At 64.7% G+C, this 22,094-nt stretch carries 21 protein-coding genes; 10 read left to right on the top strand and 11 right to left on the bottom strand.

What is annotated here, in order from left to right:
• Position 1: 1 nt before the first annotated feature.
• The 3 genes from dxs to E4L96_RS23255 are packed head-to-tail and all read right to left on the bottom strand — an operon-like array spanning position 2 to position 3,041.
• Entirely contained in the window at positions 2 to 1,879 is a 1,878-nt protein-coding gene (gene dxs / locus E4L96_RS23265) for a 1-deoxy-D-xylulose-5-phosphate synthase (protein ID WP_135209604.1), read from the bottom strand.
• 35 nt (positions 1,880 to 1,914) lie between these two features.
• Positions 1,915 to 2,817: a polyprenyl synthetase family protein gene (locus tag E4L96_RS23260; RefSeq protein WP_135209603.1), complete on the bottom strand. Its 903-nt coding sequence runs from the start codon at positions 2,815 to 2,817 to the stop codon at positions 1,915 to 1,917.
• Positions 2,814 to 3,041, bottom strand: a complete 228-nt coding sequence (locus E4L96_RS23255; protein WP_267874348.1) for an exodeoxyribonuclease VII small subunit — start codon at positions 3,039 to 3,041, stop codon at positions 2,814 to 2,816. The genes E4L96_RS23260 and E4L96_RS23255 overlap by 4 nt, the downstream gene beginning before the upstream one ends.
• 243 nt (positions 3,042 to 3,284) lie before the next feature.
• On the opposite strand from E4L96_RS23255, the gene E4L96_RS23250 reads away from it, so the two are divergent.
• The 3 genes from E4L96_RS23250 to E4L96_RS23240 are packed head-to-tail and all read left to right on the top strand — an operon-like array spanning position 3,285 to position 6,198.
• Positions 3,285 to 4,394: an aromatic ring-hydroxylating oxygenase subunit alpha gene (locus E4L96_RS23250; protein ID WP_135209602.1), complete on the top strand. Its 1,110-nt coding sequence runs from the start codon at positions 3,285 to 3,287 to the stop codon at positions 4,392 to 4,394.
• 25 nt (positions 4,395 to 4,419) lie between these two features.
• Complete coding sequence (locus E4L96_RS23245; RefSeq protein WP_135209601.1) at positions 4,420 to 5,343, top strand: DMT family transporter; 924 nt, start codon at positions 4,420 to 4,422, stop codon at positions 5,341 to 5,343.
• Between the two features lie 9 nt (positions 5,344 to 5,352).
• Positions 5,353 to 6,198, top strand: a complete 846-nt coding sequence (locus E4L96_RS23240) for a sulfurtransferase (protein ID WP_135209600.1) — start codon at positions 5,353 to 5,355, stop codon at positions 6,196 to 6,198.
• A gap of 187 nt (positions 6,199 to 6,385) precedes the next feature.
• Here the strand turns inward: E4L96_RS23240 and E4L96_RS23235 are convergent, their stop codons facing one another.
• Together E4L96_RS23235 and E4L96_RS23230 are read right to left on the bottom strand one after the other, a co-directional pair.
• Positions 6,386 to 7,135: a ZIP family metal transporter gene (locus E4L96_RS23235; protein ID WP_135209599.1), complete on the bottom strand. Its 750-nt coding sequence runs from the start codon at positions 7,133 to 7,135 to the stop codon at positions 6,386 to 6,388.
• Between the two features lie 94 nt (positions 7,136 to 7,229).
• Positions 7,230 to 8,114 carry a dienelactone hydrolase family protein gene (locus E4L96_RS23230; RefSeq protein WP_135209598.1) on the bottom strand — a complete coding sequence of 295 codons (885 nt, stop codon included), beginning with the start codon at positions 8,112 to 8,114 and terminating at the stop codon, positions 7,230 to 7,232.
• A gap of 84 nt (positions 8,115 to 8,198) precedes the next feature.
• On the opposite strand from E4L96_RS23230, the gene E4L96_RS23225 reads away from it, so the two are divergent.
• Positions 8,199 to 8,654, top strand: a complete 456-nt coding sequence (locus E4L96_RS23225; protein ID WP_135209597.1) for a DUF1579 domain-containing protein — start codon at positions 8,199 to 8,201, stop codon at positions 8,652 to 8,654.
• A 94-nt stretch (positions 8,655 to 8,748) separates the two neighbouring features.
• Here E4L96_RS23225 and polA read toward each other — a convergent pair whose 3' ends face one another.
• Positions 8,749 to 11,496, bottom strand: coding sequence for a DNA polymerase I (gene polA / locus E4L96_RS23220; RefSeq protein ID WP_135209596.1), 2,748 nt, complete (start codon positions 11,494 to 11,496; stop codon positions 8,749 to 8,751).
• Between the two features lie 183 nt (positions 11,497 to 11,679).
• On the opposite strand from polA, the gene E4L96_RS23215 reads away from it, so the two are divergent.
• The 3 genes from E4L96_RS23215 to E4L96_RS23205 are packed head-to-tail and all read left to right on the top strand — an operon-like array spanning position 11,680 to position 13,884.
• The gene (locus E4L96_RS23215) at positions 11,680 to 12,147 is read left to right on the top strand and encodes a hypothetical protein (RefSeq protein ID WP_181017641.1); all 468 of its coding nucleotides are present in this window, start codon (positions 11,680 to 11,682) and stop codon (positions 12,145 to 12,147) included.
• A gap of 3 nt (positions 12,148 to 12,150) precedes the next feature.
• A complete protein-coding gene (locus E4L96_RS23210) occupies positions 12,151 to 13,107 on the top strand; it encodes a homoserine kinase (protein ID WP_135209595.1) in 957 nt (318 codons plus the stop codon).
• Between the two features lie 3 nt (positions 13,108 to 13,110).
• Positions 13,111 to 13,884 carry a BPSS1780 family membrane protein gene (locus E4L96_RS23205; RefSeq protein WP_135209594.1) on the top strand — a complete coding sequence of 258 codons (774 nt, stop codon included), beginning with the start codon at positions 13,111 to 13,113 and terminating at the stop codon, positions 13,882 to 13,884.
• A gap of 44 nt (positions 13,885 to 13,928) precedes the next feature.
• Here the strand turns inward: E4L96_RS23205 and E4L96_RS23200 are convergent, their stop codons facing one another.
• Together E4L96_RS23200 and E4L96_RS23195 are read right to left on the bottom strand one after the other, a co-directional pair.
• Complete coding sequence (locus E4L96_RS23200; protein ID WP_135209634.1) at positions 13,929 to 14,315, bottom strand: VOC family protein; 387 nt, start codon at positions 14,313 to 14,315, stop codon at positions 13,929 to 13,931.
• A 186-nt stretch (positions 14,316 to 14,501) separates the two neighbouring features.
• On the bottom strand, positions 14,502 to 15,029 hold the full coding sequence (locus tag E4L96_RS23195) for a DUF8737 domain-containing protein (protein ID WP_181017640.1): 528 nt from the start codon (positions 15,027 to 15,029) through the stop codon (positions 14,502 to 14,504).
• Between the two features lie 118 nt (positions 15,030 to 15,147).
• On the opposite strand from E4L96_RS23195, the gene E4L96_RS23190 reads away from it, so the two are divergent.
• Positions 15,148 to 15,546: a winged helix-turn-helix transcriptional regulator gene (locus E4L96_RS23190; RefSeq protein WP_229414734.1), complete on the top strand. Its 399-nt coding sequence runs from the start codon at positions 15,148 to 15,150 to the stop codon at positions 15,544 to 15,546.
• A gap of 89 nt (positions 15,547 to 15,635) precedes the next feature.
• Here the strand turns inward: E4L96_RS23190 and E4L96_RS23185 are convergent, their stop codons facing one another.
• On the bottom strand, positions 15,636 to 15,932 hold the full coding sequence (locus E4L96_RS23185; protein ID WP_135209592.1) for a hypothetical protein: 297 nt from the start codon (positions 15,930 to 15,932) through the stop codon (positions 15,636 to 15,638).
• A 101-nt stretch (positions 15,933 to 16,033) separates the two neighbouring features.
• Positions 16,034 to 18,352 (bottom strand): UvrD-helicase domain-containing protein, encoded by a 2,319-nt coding sequence (locus E4L96_RS23180; protein ID WP_135209591.1) that lies wholly within the window; start codon positions 18,350 to 18,352, stop codon positions 16,034 to 16,036.
• Between the two features lie 174 nt (positions 18,353 to 18,526).
• Between E4L96_RS23180 and E4L96_RS23175 the strand changes: the two genes are divergently transcribed.
• The gene (locus E4L96_RS23175) at positions 18,527 to 19,030 is read left to right on the top strand and encodes a hemerythrin domain-containing protein (protein ID WP_167758782.1); all 504 of its coding nucleotides are present in this window, start codon (positions 18,527 to 18,529) and stop codon (positions 19,028 to 19,030) included.
• Between the two features lie 58 nt (positions 19,031 to 19,088).
• The gene (locus E4L96_RS23170; protein ID WP_135209589.1) at positions 19,089 to 19,658 is read left to right on the top strand and encodes an SRPBCC family protein; all 570 of its coding nucleotides are present in this window, start codon (positions 19,089 to 19,091) and stop codon (positions 19,656 to 19,658) included.
• A gap of 164 nt (positions 19,659 to 19,822) precedes the next feature.
• Here the strand turns inward: E4L96_RS23170 and E4L96_RS23165 are convergent, their stop codons facing one another.
• Positions 19,823 to 21,919, bottom strand: a complete 2,097-nt coding sequence (locus tag E4L96_RS23165) for a M13 family metallopeptidase (RefSeq protein WP_135209588.1) — start codon at positions 21,917 to 21,919, stop codon at positions 19,823 to 19,825.
• Positions 21,920 to 22,094: the final 175 nt, after the last annotated feature.

Raw genomic sequence — 22,094 nt, 5'->3', positions numbered from 1 at the left:
CTTACGCGGCCGAGGTATTGTTGACGACGAGGCGCGGGAGGGATGCGCCGAAACGGTCGCGGATCGATTTCGCGATACCCGTTGCGTCCAGGCCCACACTGGCCAGCAGCACACCCGGGTCGCCGTGGTCGATGAACTTGTCCGGCAGGCCCAGATGCAGGATCGGCTTGACGATGCCCGCTTCGGCCAGCGCTTCCGCCACCGCCGACCCGGCGCCGCCCATGATGCAGCCCTCTTCCACCGTCACCAGGTAGTCGTGGTCCGCCGCCAGCTGGCGCACCAGGGCCACGTCCAGCGGCTTCACGAAGCGCATGTCGGCCACGGTGGCATTCAGCGTCTCGGCCGCGCCCAGCGACGGCGCGACCATCGAACCAAAGGCCATGATGGCGATCGACTTGCCGGTGCGGCGCACCAGGCCCTTGCCGATGTCCAGAGTCTCCAGCGCCGGCTCGATGGCCGCACCGACACCCGCGCCACGCGGATAGCGGATCGCCGCCGGGCCGTTGAAGTGGAAGCCCGTGCTCAGCATCTTGCGGCACTCGTTTTCGTCCGACGGCGCCATCACCACCATGTTGGGGATGCAGCGCAGGTAGGCCATGTCGTAGTTGCCCGCGTGGGTCGCGCCATCGGCACCGACCAGGCCTGCGCGGTCCAGCGCAAAGGTCACGTCCAGGTTTTGCAGGGCCACGTCATGAATCAGCTGGTCGTAGGCACGCTGCAGGAAGGTCGAGTAGATCGCAACCACCGGCTTGAGGCCTTCCGTGGCCAGGCCCGCGCCGAAAGTGACCGAGTGCTGTTCGGCGATGCCGACGTCGAAGTAGCGGTCCTTGTACAGCTGCTCAAAGCGCACCATGCCCGAGCCTTCGCGCATGGCGGGCGTGATGCCGACCAGGCGCTTGTCCGCGGCGGCCATGTCGCACAGCCAGTTGCCGAAGACTTCCGTGTAGGTCACCTTGGTTGACTTGGCAGGCTTGATGCCTTCGGTCGGATTGAACTTGCCCGGGCCGTGGTACAAAATCGGGTCGGCCTCGGCCAGCTTGTAGCCTTGGCCCTTCTTGGTCACCACGTGCAGGAACTGCGGGCCTTTCAGCTTGCGGATGTTTTCCAGCGTCGGGATCAGCGAATCGAGATCGTGCCCGTCGATCGGGCCGATGTAGTTGAAGCCGAATTCCTCGAACATCGTGGCCGGGACCACCATGCCCTTCGCATGTTCTTCCAGCTTGCGCGCCAGCTCCAGCACAGGGCCAGGCAGCACGGTGCGGCCGACGTTGCGCGCCGCGGCGTAGAACTGACCGGACATCAGGCGCGCCAGGTAGCGGTTCAGGGCACCGACCGGCGGCGAGATCGACATGTCGTTGTCGTTCAGGACCACCAGCAGCGGCAGGTCGTCTTCCACGCCGGCGTTGTTCAGCGCCTCGAAGGCCATACCGGCCGTCATGGAGCCATCGCCGATCACCGCGATCGCGTGGCGCTGCTCGCCCTTGATCTTGGCGCCGAGTGCCATGCCCAGCGCCGCCGAGATGGACGTCGACGAGTGCGCCGTCCCGAAGGTGTCGTACTCCGATTCCACCCGGCGCGGGAAGCCCGAGATGCCATTCAGCTGACGCAGGCCCGGCATCTGGTCGCGGCGGCCGGTGAGGATCTTGTGAGAGTAGGTCTGGTGGCCCACGTCCCACACGATGCGGTCGTGCGGCGTGTTGAACACGTAGTGCAGCGCGATGGTCAGCTCCACCGTGCCGAGATTCGACGACAGGTGGCCGCCGGTCTTGGACACGGAATCGAGCAGGTAGGCACGCAGCTCGTCGGCGAGCGGAGTCAGTTGGCTGCGCTGCAGTTTGCGCAGGTCCGCCGGATCGTTGATGGTGTTCAGGAGACTCATGTTCTATGTACTCTTTTCCGCTTGTACGTTGCGACTTATGCGTTGCGTTGCACGATCAGGTCCGCCAGATCGCGCAGGTGGCGGGCATTGTCGCCGAAGGGTGCCAGCGCGGCGTGGGCTTCATCGCGCAGGGTCTGCGCCAGCGCCTTCGATTCTTCCAGCCCGAGGATGGACACGTAGGTCGGCTTGTTGGCCGCCGCGTCCTTGCCCGCGGTCTTGCCGAGGGTGGCCGAATCGGCGGTGGCATCCAGCACGTCGTCCACCACCTGGAACGCCAGGCCGATGGCGCGGGCATAGGCGTTCAGCGCCTGCATCTGTTCCTCGTTCACTTCCGCCCCGGCCAGCGCCCCCAGGACCACCGATGCGCGCAGCAGCGCACCGGTTTTCAGCTGGTGCATGCGCTCCAGCTGCTCCAGCGTGAGCTGCAGGCCGACGCTATCGAGGTCGATGGCCTGGCCGCCGCACATCCCAGCCGCACCGGCCGCATGGGCCAGCACCTTCAACATCCACACCAGGCGATCATGCGGCACCGTGTGCGCATTGGCCAGCACGTCGAAGGCCTGCGCCTGCAGCGCGTCGCCGACCAGCAGCGCGGTCGCCTCGTCGTATTGCACGTGGACGGTCGGCTTGCCGCGCCGAAGCGCGTCGTCGTCCATGCAGGGCATGTCATCGTGAACCAGCGAGTACACGTGGATCATCTCGACGGCGCAGGCGGCATGGGCCAGGGCCCGCTCGTCCGCGCCGAACAGCGCGCCCGCGGCGTAGACCAGCAACGGGCGTACCCGCTTGCCGCCGCCCAGGGCCGTGTAGCGCATCGCCTCGTGCAGCTTGCGCGGCTCCTCACCGGCCGGCGGCAGGAAGGCGGAGAGCTCATGCTCCACCTTGTGCTGCACGGTCTTCATCCAGTCGGCGAATTGACCTTCTCGTGCACCGCTCATTCAGCGTCCTCGCCGCCGTCGTTGAACGGCTTGAGCATGTCACCTTCCAGCACCTTGACCTGCTGCTCGACCTTTTCCAGCTGCGCCGCGCAGTACTTCACCAGCTCCGAGCCGCGTGCGTATGCCGCCACCGACGCTTCCAGCGGCAGCTGCCCCGATTCCATCTGGGTGACCAGTTGGGCCAGTTCGGCCATGGCCTGTTCGAACGATTCCGGCGTCGCCACCTGTGATCCCCGCTTAAACCTGATTCGCAAAGGGTGAATTTTAGCGTATCCGGCGCCTTCCCTCGAAAAATCATGCCAAGCTGGCAAAGGAAATTTCACCTTTCTGCCGTTGAATCGCGGGACGGAACCCCCATTTGGCGCTATAATCTCCGGTTCTGTCCAAACAAACCGTATTCGCAACCAATACTGGTCTCTGGATTCTTTCTCTTCTTTGGGTTGAAGACTTTTTAAAGGGGGGTTGGGATGTCCGATCTGGCTACCCACGCAAAGCTCGCGCGTTCGCGCGCACAGCTTCCGGTAGACGTCTATTTTGACGCCGCGCTGCTCCAGCGCGAACTGCAACTGCTCTTCAAGAACGGCCCGCGCTACGTGGGCCATGAGCTTATGGTTCCGGAGGTGGGCGACTACGCCACCATGCTTGGGGAGAACGAAGGCCGCATGCTGGTGCGGAATGCGAACGGCGTCGAGATCCTGTCCAATGTGTGCCGCCATCGCCAGGCATTGATGTTCAATGGCCGCGGCCATGCGGACAACATCGTCTGCCCGCTGCATCGCTGGACCTATGACCTGAAGGGTGAGCTGATCGGCGCGCCGCATTTTCCGGACACGCCCTGCCTCAACCTGCCCAAGACCCAGCTGCAAAGCTGGAACGGCATGCTGTTCGAGCAGAATGGCTACGATGTCAACGCGCGCCTGAAGCAGCTGTCCGTGGCCACCGACCTCGATTTTTCGGGCTATATGTTCGACCACGTCGAAGTCATGGAGTGCAACTACAACTGGAAGACCTTCATCGAGGTCTACCTGGAGGACTACCACGTCGAGCCGTTCCACCCGGGCCTCGGGGGCTTCGTCAACTGCGACAACCTGCGCTGGGAATTCGGCCAGGATTACTCGGTGCAGACCGTGGGCGTGAACCGCGAGCTGGTCAAGCCGGGCTCGAAGATCTACAAGCGCTGGCAGGAGCAGGTCCTCAAGTTCAATAACGGCGTCGCGCCGGACAAGGGCGCGATCTGGCTGACGCTCTACCCGAACATCATGGTGGAGTGGTACCCGCACGTGCTGGTGGTGTCCACGCTGATCCCGGAAGGGCCGCAGAAGACGAAGAACGTCATCGAGTTCTACTACCCCGAGGAGATCGTGCTGTTCGAGCGTGATTTCATCGACGCGGAACGCGCGGCCTACATGGAGACCGTGAAGGAGGACGACGAGATCGCCCTGCGCATGGACGCTGGCCGCCAGGCCCTGCTCGCGCGCGGTGAGAACGACGGCGGCCCTTACCAGTCGCCGATGGAAGACGGGATGCAGCACTTCCACGAGTGGTACCGCAGCCATATCGAGGTGGGTTCGGTTTGATCGATTCGTCTGCTGCGAGGTTCTGATGGCATCCGCCTGGATGCTGGTGGCCACCTTCCTGTTTGCGCTCATGGGCGCATGCGTGAAGGTGGCTTCTTTACATTGGTCGACCGCCGAAATCGTGATGTACCGGGGGCTGATCGGCACCGTCATGCTGTTCTTTACGGTGCGGCTGCGGGGCGGGTCGTTCCGCACCCTGCTGATCAAGGATCACCTGTGGCGCGGGTTCGTGGGCGTGGTGTCGCTGTGGCTGTGGTTCGTCGCGATCGCGCGGCTGCCGCTGGCGACGGCCGTCACGCTCAACTACATGTCGCCGATCTGGATCGCCGTGTACCTGTTCTGCGCGGGCTGGTGGCAGGCGCGCAAGCATGTGGAGTGGCCACTGGTGACGGCGATCGTCGCCAGCTTTGTCGGCGTGACGCTGGTGCTGCGGCCCGCGTTCGAGGCGCAGCAATGGGCGGGGGCGCTGATGGGGCTTTCGTCCGGCATGCTGTCCGCGCTCGCGTACCTGCAGGTGCGCAAGCTGGGGCTCATGGGGGAGCCTGAGTACCGGGTCGTCTTCTATTTTTCGATTTCGAATTTCGTGGCCGGGCTGGCGGGCGTGCTGCTGGAATCGGCCGGCTCCCCTGCTCCCGCCTTCCACGCGTTCGATGTCAAGGGTGCGGCGCTGATCCTGGTGCTGGGCGTCTCGGCCACGCTGGCGCAGATGGCGATGACGCGCGCCTACCGGGTCGGCAAGACGCTGGTGGTGGCGAACCTGCAGTACAGCGGGATCATTTTCTCATCGGTGCTGGGCGCCGTGTTCTGGGGTGACCTGTTCGACTGGCACGTGTGGCTGGGGATGGGGATCATCCTGTGTTCGGGCATCGCCGCGACGTTCTACAATACGCGCACCACGGCGCGCGGCAAGGCCATCGCCGACACCGATCCCATTGCGAGCGAAACCTGAGGAGCGACCATGTACACGACACTGATTTCGGCCGCCGAGCTGGCGGAGCACATCGAGGACCCGCGCTGGGTGGTGATCGATTGCCGGCATGACCTGGTCAACCTGGATGCGGGGCGCGAGGGCTATGCGATCGGGCACATCAAGGGGGCGCAGTTCGTGAACCTGGAGACCGAGCTCTCGGGCGAGAAGCGCGGTGTCGACGGCGCCTTCCGCGGGCGGCACCCACTGCCCGCGCGTGCTGAATTCGTGGAGGTGCTGCGCCGCCTCGGCGTCAATGACGATACCCAAGTGGTGGCCTACGACGCGCACGGCGGCATGTACGCTGCGCGCTTGTGGTGGATGCTGCGCTGGATCGGCCACCCGGCGGTCGCGGTGCTTGATGGCGGCATGGCGGCATGGCAGTCCGCGGGCCTGCCGATGGATGCGGCGGTGCCCTCGCGGGCGCCGGGTTCCATCGAAGCCAAACCTTCGCTGGTAGAGACAGTCGATATGGCGGCGGTACTGGCCAACCTGGAGTCCGGGGAGTTCACCGTGGTCGACGCCCGCGCGCCCGACCGCTTCCGCGGCGAGAACGAGACGATCGATCCGGTGGGCGGGCACATTCCCGGCGCCGTGAACCGCTTCTTCAAGGACAACCTCCAGCCCGACGGCAAATTCAAGGACCCGGCGCAGCTGCGCGCCGAACTGACCGCAGTGGTCGCCGATCCGTCGAAAGCCGTGATGCAATGCGGCTCCGGCGTCACCGCCTGCCACAACCTGCTCGCACTGGAAGTCGCCGGCCTCCCCGGCGCCGCCCTCTACCCCGGCTCCTGGAGCGAGTGGTCCGCCGACCCGTCCCGCCCCGTCGCCCGCTAACCCGCCCCTTTTTGCGCCCCCTCAACCGGGGTCAGGCCTCTTTCCATCTCCTTGGGGTCAGGCCCCCGCTTGTCTGGACGCAACAGCGCAGAGCGAGAAATCTGTGGATAATCTGTGGATAACTAACCGGAGTCAGGCACCCTCTATGAGAGACAGGCCTGACCCCGGGGTTGAGGTAGCGCAAGGGCTAGTGGTGCGCAGTGAGGAAGAGGACGAGCACCACGCCGAGGGCGATTAACAACACTTGGGGGATCGATTCGCGCACCGTGGCGCGGCGCTGCATCTGGGGCATCAGGTCGCTCACGGCGATGTAGATGAAGCCCGAGGATGCGAACACCAGCACATACGGAATCAGCCCGCTCGCCTTGTCCAGCGTGAAGTAGCCGAGCAGGCCCCCGATGATCGCCATCAGGCTGCACAGAAGGTTGTAGACGTAGGCCCGCATCCGCGAAAAGCCGGCATTCAGCAGCACGATGAAGTCGCCAATCTCCTGCGGGATCTCGTGCGCGACAATTGCGAGGCCCGTGACGATGCCCAGCTGCGGATTGGCCAGGAACGCCGCGGCGATCAGGATGCCGTCCGTGAAGTTGTGCATGCCGTCGCCGACCAGGATCATCCACCCGCTCTTCCCCGCCTCGCGCGCGTCATGTCCGTGCGCATGGTGGTGGCCGTCCCCTTCGTGATGATGCGAGTGCCGCAGGATGGCCAGCTTCTCCAGCATGAAGAAGGCGAGCAGGCCAATCAGCAGGGTCGCGAACAGCGAACGCGGATCGGCATTCGACTCGAACGCCTCCGGCAGCGCATGCAGCAGCGAGGTGGCCAGCATGATGCCGACCGAGAGGCTCACCATGCGTTCCACCATCTTCGACAGCAGCGCGAACGAGAACACCGCCGCGGCGGTGATGCTGGCGACGCCGGCGATCGTGGTCGCCAGCAAAATGCTGATCAGGGTGGAGTCGATTTTCTAAACCTCGTGTGGGTGCGCAGGCGCGCAGCCGGCTATTGTAGCGCTCCGGCCCGCGCCATGCACCTCAGGCCACGCCGTGTGCCTTGAACCAGGCCAGGGCGCGCGTCCAGCCGTCCTTCGCATCCTTCTCGACATAACTCGGGCGGTAGTCGGCGTGGAAGGCGTGGCCCGCATCGGGGTAGACCACGAACTCGGAAGTGTTCCCGGCCTTGGCCAGCGCCGCCTTCATCTGGTTGATGCTCTCCTGCGGAATGCCGCTGTCCTTGCCGCCGTATAGACCAAGCACCGGCACCTTGAGCGTGGGCGCGATGTCGATCGGATGCGATGGGTTGATGCTGTTCTTCTCGCCCACCAGCCGCCCGTACCACGCGACGCCCGCCTTCACCTGCGGGTTGTGCGCGCTGTACAACCACGTGATCCGCCCACCCCAGCAGAAGCCCGTGATACCGAGCCGGGTGACGTCGCCGCCATTGGCCTTGGCCCAGGCGACGGTGGCATCGAGGTCGCCCATGACCTGCGCGTCAGGCGTCTTCGAGATGATGTTCTTGATGAGGGAGGCCATGTCCGGCTCCTTGCCCGCATCGCCCTGCCGCACGAACAGCTCGGGCGCCAGCGCCAAATAGCCCTGCTTGGCGAAGCGGCGCGCGACGTCGGCGATGTGTTCATGCACGCCGAAGATCTCGGAGACCACCAGGATCACGGGCAGGTTGCTCTTCCCCTCGGGCTGCGCGCGATACACCGGCACGGTCTGCGCGCCCACCTTGATCTGGATGGTGCCTTCGGTGAGGCCCTTGCTGTCCGTCTTGAGCACGTGCTGCGCCATCACGGGCAGCGTGGCTGCGGCAAAGCCGGTGCCGAGGGCTACCTTCAGGAAGTCGCGGCGGTCGACGCCATCGGACAGTGCGGTCGGTGGCAGCAGGCTGCTGCCGTCTTGAACCAGGTCTTCCATGCGGGTGTCCTCCTGAAAGAATGAACGAAGTGCGCTATCTTAGCAGCGAACTTTGGTCCCGTAATCCATCAGGAGAACCACAACATGGATGCACTCGCTCCGCTCGGTCCCTTTCTCGGCACATGGGAAGGTGAGGAAGAGATCATGCCCAGCAAATGGGGGCCGGGCGGTCCCGCCCACGCGCAGGCGGTATGGCGCGCGGACCTGGGCGGCAAGGCAGTGATCCATGAGTACCGCGCCGTGCGCGATGGCGCGCCATGGCTGCAGGCGCACGCGCTGTTCACGCCTCAGGCGAACGGCGGTCTGGCACTGCACTGGTTCGACAGCCTGGGCTTCGTGCCGGAGCAGGCCGCGCTGGGCAGTGCGGAAGGCGCACAGCTGCTGTTCGTGCGCCGCTCGCCGCGCGGGATGTCGCGCCACGTTTGGGCACCTCTCGGCGCGGACGCCTACACCCTGGCGCTCGATACCTCGTTCGACGCTGGCGCCAGCTGGACGCCGATCATGCGCGGCAGGTACACCCGCACTGCGGCGGAGGATTGAAGTGCCGCGCGTTACAGCGCGTCCGGTCCCGAAAAAAGCAAAGAAACGGGCGGCGCTTGCACGCGGCCGCCCTCACAGCGCCCAGCGGTGGCGCTTAGTGCGCCTCGTCCCAGTTCTCGCCGATCCCGACTTCCGCCAGCAGCGGCACATCCAGCTTGGCGACGCCGGCCATCAGCTCCGGCAGCCTGGTTTTCACCAGTTCGATCTCCGCTTCCGGCACTTCCAGCACCAGTTCATCGTGCACCTGCATGATCATCTTGGTCTTCAGCTGGTCGCGTTCCAGCCAGTCCTGCACCGCGATCATCGACAGCTTGATCAGGTCCGCCGCCGTACCCTGCATCGGCGCGTTAATCGCCGCGCGTTCGGCGCCGGCGCGGCGCGGGCCGTTGGGTGAGTTGATCTCCGGGAGCCACAGGCGGCGTCCGAACACTGTCTCCACATAGCCGCGCGCCTTGGCCTGCAGGCGGGTCTCGTCCATGTAGCGCTTCACGCCTGCGAAGCGGGCGAAGTATTTGTCGATGTAGCTGGTGGCCGCCGCACGTTCGATGCCCAGGCGCGAAGCCAGGCCGAATGCGCTCATGCCGTAGATCAGGCCAAAGTTGATGACCTTTGCGTAGCGCCGCTGCTCGCTCTGCACTTCGGCCAGCGGCACGCCAAACACCTCGGATGCGGTGGCCGCGTGAATGTCTTCCCCGGCGCCGAACGCGCGCAGCATGGCCTCGTCGCCCGCGATATGCGCCATGATGCGCAGCTCGATCTGCGAGTAGTCAGCCGACATGAGCACGTGCCCCGGCGGCGCGATAAAAGCTTCGCGGATGCGCCGCCCTTCCGCCTCGCGGATTGGAATGTTCTGCAGGTTCGGATCGTTGGACGCGAGGCGCCCCGTCACGGCCACCGCCTGCGCGTAGTTGGTGTGCACGCGGCCCGTACGCGGATTGACCTGCTTGGGCAGCTTGTCGGTGTAGGTCGACTTCAGCTTGGACAGCGCGCGGTGTTCGAGGATCAGCTTCGGCAGCGGGAAGTCCTCGGCCAGCTTTTGCAGCACCTCTTCGTCCGTGGACGGCGCGCCGGTCGGCGTCTTCTTGATGACCGGGAGCTTCAGCTTGTTGAAGAAGATATCGCCGATCTGCTTGGGCGAACCGAGATTGAACGGACCTTCCGCCAGCCCGTACGCCTGCTGCTCCAGCTCCACGATGCGCGCGCCGAATTCCTGCGACAGGCCGCCCAGGAATTCCGCGTTGATCAGCACCCCGTTGCGCTCGATTTTCTGCAGCACCTCGGCAGTCGGCAGCTCGATGGCGCGGTAGATGTGGTTCAGTTTTTCGTCACCTTCCACGTGCTTGATCATCGACTGGTGCAGGCGCAGGGTGATGTCCGAGTCCTCCCCCGCATACTCGGTCGCGCGGTCCAAGGCCACCAGGTCGAAGCAAATCTCGTTGGCGCCCTTGCCGCACACGTCCACATAGGGGATGGTCTGGTAATTCAGGTGGCGCATGGCCAGCGAATCCATGTCGTGCGGCTTGTGGGACTCGAACACGTAGGACTCCAGCAGCGTGTCATGCTGGATGCCGCGCAGGGTCACGCCATGGTTGGCGAGGACGTGCGCGTCGTACTTAAGGTTCTGGCCGACCTTGGGCTTGGCCGGGTTTTCCAGCCAGGGCTTCATCTTTTCCAGCACCAGCTCGCGCGGCAGCTGCTGGGGCACGCCTTCGTAGCGGTGCGCGACCGGGATGTAGGCGCCCTTGCCCGGTTCCACGGCCAGCGAAATGCCGACCAGCTCCGCGGACATCGGATCCAGGCAGGTGGTCTCGGTGTCGACGGAGGTCAGCGCGGCGCTGTCGATGGCAGCCAGCCAGCGATCCAGCGCCTCCATCGTGGTCACGGTCTCGTACTCGCCACGTTTGATTGCGGCCTCGCCGCCGAACAAGTCGGCGGTGGTAGGCGAATCGAGCGGAGTACCGCCCGGCAGCGCGGCCGGGGAACGCGCGGTCAACTCGCGCAGCAGGGTCTTGAAACCATAGCGCGCGAAGAAGTCCTGCAGGCCTTCGCGATTCTCCGGCTGGCCCACCAGCGTTTCGTGGATCGACACCACGTGCGGGGTCAGGTCGCAGTCGCACTTCACGGTGATCAGCTGGCGGCCCTGCGGCAGCCACTCCAGCGCGGCGCGCAGGTTCTCGCCGACGGCACCGGTGATGGTGTGCGCGTTCTGGATGACGGCATCCAGGTTGCCGTGCGCGGTCAGCCACTTGAGTGCCGTCTTGGGGCCGCACTTGGTCACGCCCGGGATATTGTCGACCGTGTCGCCGATCAGCGTGAGATAGTCGATGATCAAATTGGGCGGCACGCCGAACTTGGCCAGCACGCCCGCTTCATCGAGCTTCTCGTTGGTCATCGTGTTGATGAGGTAGACGTTCTCGTTGACCAGCTGCGCCAGGTCCTTGTCGCCGGTCGAGATGATCGTCTTGAGTCCGAGCTGGGTCGCCTGCACCGACAGGGTCCCGATCACGTCGTCCGCCTCCACGCCCTCCACCATCAGGATCGGCCAGCCCATGTGGCGCACCGCCTCATGAATCGGCTCGATCTGCTTGGCCAGGTCCTCAGGCATGGAGGCGCGGGTGGCCTTGTACTCGGCGTACATATCGTCGCGGAAGGTCTTGCCCTTGGCGTCGAACACGCAGGCGATGTACGCGGCCGGATAATCGGCGCGCAAGCGGCGCAGCATATTGACCATGCCATGCATCGCGCCGGTCGGGTAGCCGTCCGGGCTGCGGAGATCGGGAAGGGCGTGATAGGCGCGGTACAGGTAGCTGGAACCGTCGACGAGCAGCAGGGTGTTGTCCATGTGATCTTTGGGAGAGGGAGAGCGGGCGGTGACGCCGGCCATTATCGCAGAATCGAATGCTCTCCATATGGGGACGTTTCCGAGGATTTACACCACCTCGGCACAGCCAATTGGGCGGCATTCGCGGCGCTTTGTTACAATGATTGAAACGACATCCGAGCCCTTACCGCAGGCGAATCCATCATGTTGCGCACCTCCCTCTTCCTGGCCCTGACCGCGGCCACCGGACTGGCCCTGGCCCAGTCGTCTTCCACCGCCCCGGGCCAGAGCCGCCCCAGCTCCGCGCCGCCGGCCAACGTGGCGCCGATCGAAGCTGGCAGCGACCAGCCGGTGACCGTGATCCCGGACCAGCCGCGCACCCGCATCACCGAGAAGAAGGCCGAAGGCGGCCAGGTGACCGAGGTGCAGGTCCAGAGCGGCAAGAGCCACTACACCCTGCGTCCGAATGCGCCCGCAGGCAACGCGCAGCCGGGCACCACGGAGGCGGGCGGCACCCGCGCGCCGCTGTGGACCGTGAAGGAATTTGACATCCTGGGCAAGAAAAAGAAGGAAGGCGCGGCTGAAGCAGCCGACACTGGCAGCAATGCCAATGCGCAGCCGCCGGCACCGCCAGCCGGGACCTCGCAGCCGCCCGCCGCCAACAACCGTTAAGCGATGGCCGTTTTCACCGCCGTCTCCCTGGACGACGCACGCGCCTGGATCGCACAATTCCCGCTGGGCGAGGCGCGCGCCGTGCGCGGCATCGCGTCCGGAATCGAGAACTCCAACTTCTTCCTCACCACGGATGCGGGCGAGTACGTCCTCACCATTTTTGAAAACCTGAGCTTCGAACAGCTGCCGTTCTACCTGGAGCTGATGAAGCACCTGGCCGACCGCGGCATCCTGGTGCCCGCGCCGGTGCCGAACCACGAAGGGAAGCTGTGCGTGCCGCTGCACGGCAAGCCGGCCGCCATCGTGAGCAAGCTGGCAGGCGAATCGCAGCTGGCGCCGCAGCCGGTGCATTGCGCGGCCGTCGGCACCATGCTGGCGAAGATGCACCTGGCGGGGCGCGAGTTCCCGCTGCAGCAGCCCAACCTGCGCGGGCTGGATTGGCTGAACGAGACGGCACCCAAGGTGCTGCCGCACCTGGACCGCGACCGCGCCGAGCTGCTGAAGGCCGAGATGCATTTCCAGAACGCGTTCTACAGCTCCGGGCTGCACCACGCGCTGCCACGCGGCCCCGTGCATGCGGACCTGTTCCGCAATAACGTGATGTTCGTGGGCGAGCGCCTGACCGGGTTCTTCGACTTCTACTTCGCAGGTGTCGACACCTGGCTGTTCGACCTGGCCGTCACCGTCAACGACTGGTGCGTGGACCTGGCCACCGGCGTGCTGGATGCCGCGCGGGTGCGCGCCCTCACCGATGCATACGCGGCCGTGGTGCCCTTCACCATCGCCGAACAGGAAGCCTGGCAACCGATGTTGCGCGCCGCTGCGCTGCGCTTCTGGATGTCGCGCCTGTACGACTACTACCTGCCGCGCGAAGCGGAGATCCTCACGCCGCACGACCCGACGCACTTCGAGCGCATCCTGCGCGAGCGCATCGCGGTGCCGGCCCCGCACCTTATTTAAGCCATGACCGACTCTCCGATCTCCAGCCTGCCCGCGGGTACCGGCTGGCAGTGGTTCAAGCAGGGCGTGGCGCTGTTCCGGCGCCAGCCGGGGGCGCTCACCACCATCCTGTTCATCAACCTGATGGCCAGTTCCATCGTCAGCAGCCTGCCCATCATCGGGCCGATCGTGGTGCTGATGTTCGTGCCGTCGATGGCGATGGCGATCATGCAAGCCTGCGCGCTGATCGACCAGAACCGGCGCGTCGACCTGCGCGTGCTGGGGACGGGCTTCCGCAAGCCCGCGCTGCCACGGCTGGTGGGCGTGGGACTGGTGTATCTGCTGGTGTCGCTGGCGATGGCCTCGCTGGCATTCATGATGAGCGACCATGAGGCGATGCGCAAAGTGCTGGAGCAGGTGCGCAGCAATTCGCCGCAGCAGGTGGACACTTCGGCGCTGACGCCGCTGGTGGGGATGTCGTTTGCGAACATGGCGATCCTGACCGCGCTGGCGTTTGCGGCGCCGCTCACGGCGTGGCAGCAGATGGGCGTGGGGAAGGCGGTGTTCTACAGCGTGTTTGCGACCCTGCGGGCGTTCAAGGTATTCCTGGTGCTGCTGCTCGGATGGCTGGTGACGATGATCGTCAGCGTGCAGCTGGTGGTGTTCGTGTTTTCGCTCCTCAGTCCCTTCGCGGGGCTGGTGATCGGTATGTGGCTGGGCACCATCTTCCTGCTGCTCCTGCAGTGCGCGCTCTACGCGGGCTACCGCCAAGTGTTCGGCGTACCGCAGCTTGGTTAAGCCGCGCTAAACGTTTTCCAAATCGTTTAGCGCGGCTTAACGGATTACGTCAGGCCGAAACTGGCCCGGAAGGGCTCGGCGGCATCCTCTCTCGTATTGAACTCAACGAGCACCCCGCCCGGGATGGTGCAGAAGAAGCGCGAACCACGGGCGTGCCGGATGAGGTCCGTGTCCAGGTGTGCGCCGTCCGCATGCACGTGGGCGTACAGCTGTTCGAGCGCCTGCACGGTCGGCAGCTCGAAGCCGATGTGGAAGTTGTGCGGCCACGCGACCGGGCGGTCCGCGGCGTGCTCGATGACGATGTCGAAATCGTGACGCTTGAGGATGCGGCTGGCGCCGAAAGCCGTGCCGGTGCAGCCGAGATAGCGCTCGAAGAAACTCGCTGTCGCGGCCACGTCGGTCGAGGGGAAGCTGACGTGATTGAACTTCATGTGAGACATAAGCTTGACTCCAGAGATGGGAGGAGCCAGCGCAGGCGGGGAGCGCAAGGGGGCGGACAGCCGGCTGGTCAACCATGCAGCGCCCGACACCATGCGCGCACTTGCGATGCGCGTGGTCCTGTTGGGCGTTGGTTGACGTGAACGCTTACGGCCATCCGTGAGAACAGCGGCGCTATGTTAGCACGACTGCAAGGGCGCCGCGGTCGGGCTGGGAGCGCTCCGCAGCAATAGGGCAAACGTCAGCAGATGGCTCCAGAGCAGGAGCGGAACGGTCACCGTCGGAATGAACCAGGCGGCGCCCAGCCACGAGGTTTCGATGCCGACCCCGACCGCGCCCTGGTAGTAGGCATACAGCAGGTCGCCGATGCCAAACACGTTAAAGGCCCAGATGGCTGCGCGCGCATGTCGACCGCTTCCGGCCAACAAGGCCAGCCACGCCAATCCCATTGCGAGCAGGTCCCCATACGCCGCGGGCGAACCAAACGCCAACGGAAGCTGCGGGCTGACGACGCCCGGCACGATGAACGCCAGCCCGATGAACCTGAACAGATGCAGGTGCAAGATCGGCCGCACGGCTTCATGCAGGGGCAAGCCGCGCAGGCGCGGCCAGACATAGTGAAGCGCCACTGCGCCCCACGCGAGCATGGCAAAGGCAATGCTCGACACAAAAGGCAATAAGGTGGCCAGGTTCTTTGAAGTCTCCATGCTGCTTTCCCCTTCGTGAATCGTGATCGGTGATTACACTTGCGTTTTGCAAGTGCAGACTTGCATTATGCAAGTACCGCTGATAAAGTCAAGTCTTGACTCAGAAAGGAGCAGCGCCGTGCCGAATGAGAAGCCACGCAAGGCACCCGCCCGGAAGGCGGCAGTGCAGCCGCCGGACGAGGGCCACCGCTCGGTGTGCCCGGTTGCTTGCGCCCTCGACCTGTTCGGCGACAAATGGACGCTGCTGGTCATCCGGGACCTGATGAGCGGGAAGATGTTTTTCAAGGACTTCCTGTCCTCGCCGGAGAAGATCTCGACCAATATCCTGGCCGACCGGCTGGCACGGCTAGTGGAGAATGGCCTGGCTGAGCGCTTTCCGACCCCTGACGTGGCCGGGCGGGACGCTTATCGTCTGACCGCCAAAGGACAGTCCCTGCGCAGCGTGCTGGCCGCGCTCAAGGCCTGGGGTCTCGCGCATATTCAGGGCACGGAAGCGCAGATGCAGCCGGCCAGCTGACTACCCGAAAACAAGCAAGCTCGCGACAGATGGCAGACGCCGCTCCGCGCCGGCGGGCCAAGTCTTCGGCATACCGAGCGCTGACGATGCTACAGGTCGCTGGACGCGAGAAGCTCGTCGGTGTCGGGCCAGCGTAGTTGCCAGCCCCGCTGCATTTTGCCCCGCGCGATGTCCCGACAAAAGCGCAGCGCAAGTTCCAGCGCTTGCCAGCTGTCTTCTCCAAAAATTGAGACAGGTGCCTCATCAAACCCCGGATCAGCCAAACAGGACATCCGGCCCTCGGTGTCGCAAACCGGGGCAGCGATCCGCGCGGTGATCACCTTGCGCTCGCCTGCCGGAGACAGTCCCGCCCACGTCCGCATTGCAATGTAAGTGTTCAACGTCATAGGTTCTCCTCGCAGCGCCGGTCTCGCTCAGCCACAAGGCTCGCTTGCCTAGCGTAGCACTGTTCGCGAGCTTTTCGTGTTCGCAGCCCGGTGCAGCAAAGCTAGCGGCCGACGCGCTCCAGCTTGGCGATAGAGAGGTCCAGCATCTTCATGCCGGACTTGCCGAAGTTGATCTGCGCGCGGGCGTTGGTGCCGCTACCTTCGATGTTGACGATCACGCCTTCGCCGAACTTGCCGTGCATGACCGATTCGCCGATACGCCAGCCCGGCCCGCCGGCGGCGGCCAGCGACTTGGTCTTCATCTGCTTGGCCAGCGCGTTGTCGGTGCCGCCCTCGCGGAAGCTGGCGTCATCCCAGGCCGTCTTCTTGTTCGCGAACCAGTGCGACTGCACGCGCGGCGTGATCCACTTGAGCGATTCCTCCGGCAGCTCTTCAAAAAAGCGCGACTTGATGTTGTAGCGCGTCTGCCCATGCAGCATGCGCGACTGCGTGAACGTCATGTACAGTCGCTTCTTGGCGCGCGTGATCGCCACGTACATCAGGCGCCGCTCTTCATCCAGCCCGTCGTTCTCGCGCGCCGAAGACTCGTGCGGGAACAAGCCCTCTTCCAACCCGGTGATGAACACCGCGTCGAACTCCAGCCCCTTGGCCGAGTGCACCGTCATCATCTGCAGCGCATCCTGCCCAGCCTGGGCCTGCGCATCGCCCGCCTCCAGCGAGGCATGCGACAGGAAGGCGGACAGCGGAGACATCACGGTGGCCAGCGGCGCATCCGCATCCATCACTTCGATGCCGTCCGCGTTGACGACCGGCGTGCCCGCCTGCGCCAGCGCCTGCGGCCCGAGATGCGCGGGCGCGGACAGGCCAAAGCCTTCCTCCTGCACGAACTGCGTGGCCGCACCGACCAGCTGTTCCAAGTTCTCGATGCGATCCTGCCCTTCCTTTTCATTGGCGTAGTGCTGCAGCATGCCCGACGCATCGAGCGTCACGCGCACCAGCTCCGGCAGCGAAAGCTGCTGCGTTTCGAAGCGCGTGGATTCGATGATCTTGACGAAGCCGCCCAGCAGCCCGCCCGCGCGCCCCGTCATGTACGGCACGGCCGCATACAGCGATACGCCATACATGCGCGCCGCATCCTGCAGCTGTTCGATCGAGCGCGCGCCGATGCCGCGCGCCGGGAAATTCACCACACGCAGGAAGGCTGAATCGTTGTGCGGATTGTCCATCAGCTGCAGGTAGGCGATCGCGTTCTTCACCTCCGCGCGCTGGAAGTAGCGCAGGCCGCCGTACACGTGATACGGAATCCCGGCCGCAAACAGCGCATGCTCGATCACGCGCGATTGCGCGTTGGAGCGGTACAGCACCGCGATCTCGTCACGCTTGGTGCCATCGTTGATGAGGTTCTTGACCTCGTCGATGATCCACTGCGCTTCTTCCAGGTCAGTGGACGCCTCGTACACGCGCACCTGCTCGCCCTGCCCCGCGTCCGTGCGCAGGTTCTTGCCGAGCCGCTTGGCGTTGTTCGAGATCAGCAGGTTGGCCGCATCGAGGATGTGCCCATGCGAGCGGTAGTTCTGCTCCAGCTTGATCAGGTTTTCGACGCGGAAGTCGCGCTCGAAGGCCTGCATGTTGCCGACGTTGGCGCCGCGGAAGGCGTAGATCGACTGGTCGTCGTCGCCCACCGCGAACAGCGCGCTCGGCCGGCCGGTGCCGTGGCCGGACATCAGCTTCAGCCAGGCGTACTGCAGGTTGTTGGTGTCCTGAAACTCATCGACCAGGATGTGCTGGAAACGCGTCTGGTAGTGCTCGCGCAGCGGCTGGTTGCGCAGCAGCAGTTCGTAGCAGCGCAGCAGCAGCTCGGCGAAGTCGACCACGCCTTCCTTCTGGCACTGGTCGTCGTACAAGCCGTAGAGCTCGGCGAACTTGCGGGTGATGGGGTCGTAGGTCTCGACCTCGCCCGAGCGCAAGCCTTGGTCCTTGGCATTGTTGATGAAGTACATCAGATCCTTGGCCGGATACTTCTCGTCGTCGATGTTATTGGCCTTGAGCAGGCGCTTGATCATCGAGAGCTGATCCTGCGAATCCAGGATCTGGAAGGTCTGCGGCAGCGCCGCGTCGCGGTAGTGCGTGCGCAGCAGGCGGTTACACAGGCCGTGGAAGGTGCCGATCCACATGCCGCGCGTGGACATCGGCAGCATCGCGGACAGGCGCGTCAGCATCTCCTTGGCCGCCTTGTTGGTGAAGGTGACCGCCATGATGCCCGAAGGACCGATCTGCCCGGTCTGGATGAGCCAGGCGATGCGCGTGGTCAGCACGCGCGTCTTGCCCGAGCCGGCACCGGCCAGGATCAGGGCGCTTTGGGCGGGGAGCGTGACGGCAGCGAGCTGTTCGGGATTGAGGTTGTGGAGGAGATTCTGCATCCCGCCATTATACCGCCGGGGTTCCGCGCGGAACGGCTGCCGGGCCTGTCGCGGCGCTGGTTTTTTTCGCTGCTTATTTAGCTTGAAAAAACGCCATGCATGTTCATATGCTCATGAGGTTCCGATGAACTTCGGATGAGATGTTTCGTCAAACAAAGAAGCAAGGAGGCTGACATGAATGACGACAACGAAGATCTCAGCAAGCGTCACAGCTGGGATGCCATCAACCACCCGCTGGACGGCTTGCTGTCAGACCACGAACTGGTCCGCAAGCTGGCCGCCACCTGGCGCGGCAGCAGCGACAAGGAGGTCCGCAAGCAGGCTGCCGGCCAGTTGCTGCAAGCCATCCACACCCATTCCCGGATCGAGGAGTCCGTGTTCTATCCGCGCATGCGGGATGCGGACGAAGCCATGATTGCCCACTTCGAGCAGGAGCATTTGAAGGTGGACGACCTGGTGGCCACGCTGCAGGGCATGTCGCTCGACGAACCGCAGGCGGACCGCCTGATGAGCGAGATGCTGGACAGCGTGCTGCGCCATATCGAGCAGGAGGAAAAGGAATTCTTCCCCAAGCTGGAGAGCCGTGACATGGCGCCGGTCGGGCTGGAGATGCAATCGTTCGAAGCGAACCTGATCCATATGCAGGCCCAGATCTCCGATACCGGCGCGCGGCGCTGAGTGCGGTCCGTCCGGGCTTGAACTTCCACCATCAAGAACAAGGAGAACACGTATGCCTATGCTGAACCGAGTTGTGAAAATGGCGGCCCTCGCGGCCGGGGGTGTGCTGCTGGCCAAGCAGTATCAGAAACGCAAGGAGACCGGCCAGAAGTCCGGCCTGTCGTACGTCGAGGAGTCGCTGGAAGTGAACGCCCCGGTGCACGCCGTCTACGAACAGTGGGCCCAGTTCGAACAATTTCCAACCTTCATGGCGAGCGTGCACGAAGTGAGGCAGCTGGACGACGGACGGCTGCACTGGAGGGCCAGCGTTGCCGGCAAGGACAAGGAATGGGACGCCGAGATCACCGACCAGTTGCGGGACCAGTGCATCGCCTGGCGCAGCACGAGCGGCCCGCGCAACGGCGGCGTCGTGACCTTCGACAAGATTTCGGAGAACTGCACCCGCGTGGTGCTGCGCATGGATTACGAACCGGAAGGCCCGATGGAAACGATCGGCGACGCGCTCGGGGTGGTGCGCATGGAAGCGCGCGCCAACCTGCAGCGCTTCAAGGAGATGCTGGAAAAGCGCGGCAACGAACCGGGGGGCTGGGGCGGAGCCAATCCACAGCGCGATGCGCTGAAGCATTGACAGCGGCGGATCGTGATGCGTGATTGGGGGTGTTCCGCTGATGCGTCATCACTGATGCGTCATCACTGATGCGTCATCACTGATGCGTCATCACTGATACGCCGCCGCTGAGACAGCGCCGCCCGGGAGAGCTCCGGGCGGCGCGTCGGCTCACGTGCGTGCGCTTACCACACGCGGCAAGCCTTCGCGGCCACCATCGGCTGCCCGGCCTTGCACTGGAACGCGGCCTGGAACTGCGGCATGTTGACCACCAGGCCATTCACGCGGAACTTGCCCGGCGAGTGCGGGTCGGTCATCGCGTGCAGGCGCTGGTTCTCGGGCCGGTCGTTTTCGCACGCCCATTGCGCATTGCCGACGAAGAAGCGCTGCTCCGGCGTCAGGCCATCGCGCAGGCCTTGCGACGCCTGCTGCGGCATGCTCGCCATCTCCTGCTTCCACGCCACCCACGCCAGAATCAGGCCACCGAGGTCGGCCACGTCTTCGCCCAGGGTCAGCTTGGAATTGATCTTGATGTCATCCACGACCACGTACTGCGCGTACTGGTCGACGATGCACTGCGCGCGCTCCTGGAAGGCTTTCGCATCTTCCTTGGTCCACCAGTCCTTGAGGTTGCCCTTGGCGTCAAACTGGCGGCCTTCGTCGTCGAAGGCGTGGGTCAGCTCGTGGCCGATGGTGCCGCCGGTGTTGCCGTAGTTCGGTGCGTCATCCATCTTCGGGTCGAATAGCGGCGGCTGCAGCACGCCGGCCGGGAAGTTGATGTCGTTCATCTGCGGGTCGAAGTAGGCGTTGACGGTCGGCGGCGTCATGCTCCACTCGCTGCGGTCCAGCGGCTTGCCGATCTTGGCCAGCTGGCGGCGCGCCTCGAAGGTATTCCCGCGCAAGACGTTGCCGGCGAAGTCGCGCGCCTGCACATCATAGGCGCTGTAGTCGCGCCACTTGTCCGGGTACCCGATCTTGTTGACGATGGCGGCCAGCTTTTCCTGCGCGCGCTTCTTGGTCGCAGGGCTCATCCAGTCCAGCGACTCGATATCGTCCTTCATCGCCACTTCGATCTGGCGTGTCATTTTGAGCGCCTTCTCCTTCAGCTCGGGGCTGAAGGCGCGGCTGGTGAATTCCTGGCCCAGTGCTTCGCCGAGCTGGTTGTCGACCAGGCCCACGCAGCGCTTCCAGCGCGGCCGCTGCTGCTCGATACCGCGCAGGGTCTTGCTGTAGAAGGCGAAGTGCTCATCGTCGAAGTTCTTCGACAGCGAGGACGACATCAGCTGGGCCACATGCCAGCGCAGGTAGGTCTTCACGGCGGCGACGTCGTTGGCCTTGAGCTGGCGCGAGACTTCCTTGAAGAAGGCGGGTTCGGTCACGTTGAACTGCACGGTGCGCGGCACGTCCATGCTGGCCAAGTAGGCCTTCCAGTCGAAGTTCGGGGTGAGGGCCTGCACCTGGGCGAAGCTCATTTTGTGATCGAGTTTGTGCGGGTCGCGCTTCTCGACGCGGGTTAGCGTGGCTTTTGCCAGCGCGGTTTCGATCTCCATCACCTTGGCGGCGTCGCGCGCGGCGGCGTCTTTCGATTCGCCCAGCAGCTCGAAGGTGCGTGCCACGTGGGCCACGTACTTGGCGCGGATGTCCTTGGACTTGTCGTCGGTCTTCAGGTACGAGTCGCGGTCCGGGAGGCCGAGGCCACCGCCGGAAGCGAAGGCGATCACACGTGTGGAATCGGCGAAGTCCTGGCCGGAGCCGAAGCCGAACAGCAGGTCGCTGTCGCGGAAGGCCAGCTGCAGGCGGGCCAGCACGGCGGGCAGGTCACGCGTGGTCTTGATGGCCGCGATCTGGTCGAGCCAGGGCTTGAGCGGCTCGGCGCCGCGCGCTTCGATGGCTTTTTCGTCCATGCATGCGCCGAAGTAGTCGCCGATTTTCTGTTGGGCGGAGGTGCGGCCCTCCTTCTGCTGCGCGAGGCTTTCGAGGATGCCCCACAGGTAGCGCTGGTTGTCCTGCGCGAGCTTGCCGTACACGGACCAGCGGGCCTGGTCGGCGGGGATCGGGTTATGGGTTTTCCAGCCGCCGCAGGCGTACTGGTAGAAGTCGACGCAAGGGTCGGCGGTGCGGTCCATGGCCGAGGGGTCGAGGCCAGGGGTGTAGGGGAACTCAGTGGCCGGGCGCTCGGCCGGTGCGGCGGCGGCGGGTGCGGCTGGGGTTTGGGCTTGCGCGCTGAAGGCGGCGCTCAGGGACAGGGCAAGCGAGGACAGGACAAACGCGAACGGGCGCATGGCGGCTCCGATGATGAATGAGCGGCGTATGCTGCCACAGCATTGTCAGGTCGGCAATGTATGCATGAGCGCGGCGTTGTATGGAGGTCGCGCGGAAGTGGACCACATCGCTGTGAAACACGGGCCGCGGGCCACCGGGCCGGGCGGTGCGGCGGTGCGGGGTCGCGGGGTCGCG

The organism is Zemynaea arenosa (assembly GCF_004614185.1).
In the GTDB taxonomy this organism is placed as follows: domain Bacteria; phylum Pseudomonadota; class Gammaproteobacteria; order Burkholderiales; family Burkholderiaceae_D; genus Telluria; species Telluria arenosa.
Note: the sequence above shows the minus strand (reverse complement) of the source record. Positions and strands in the feature narration are given on the sequence as shown.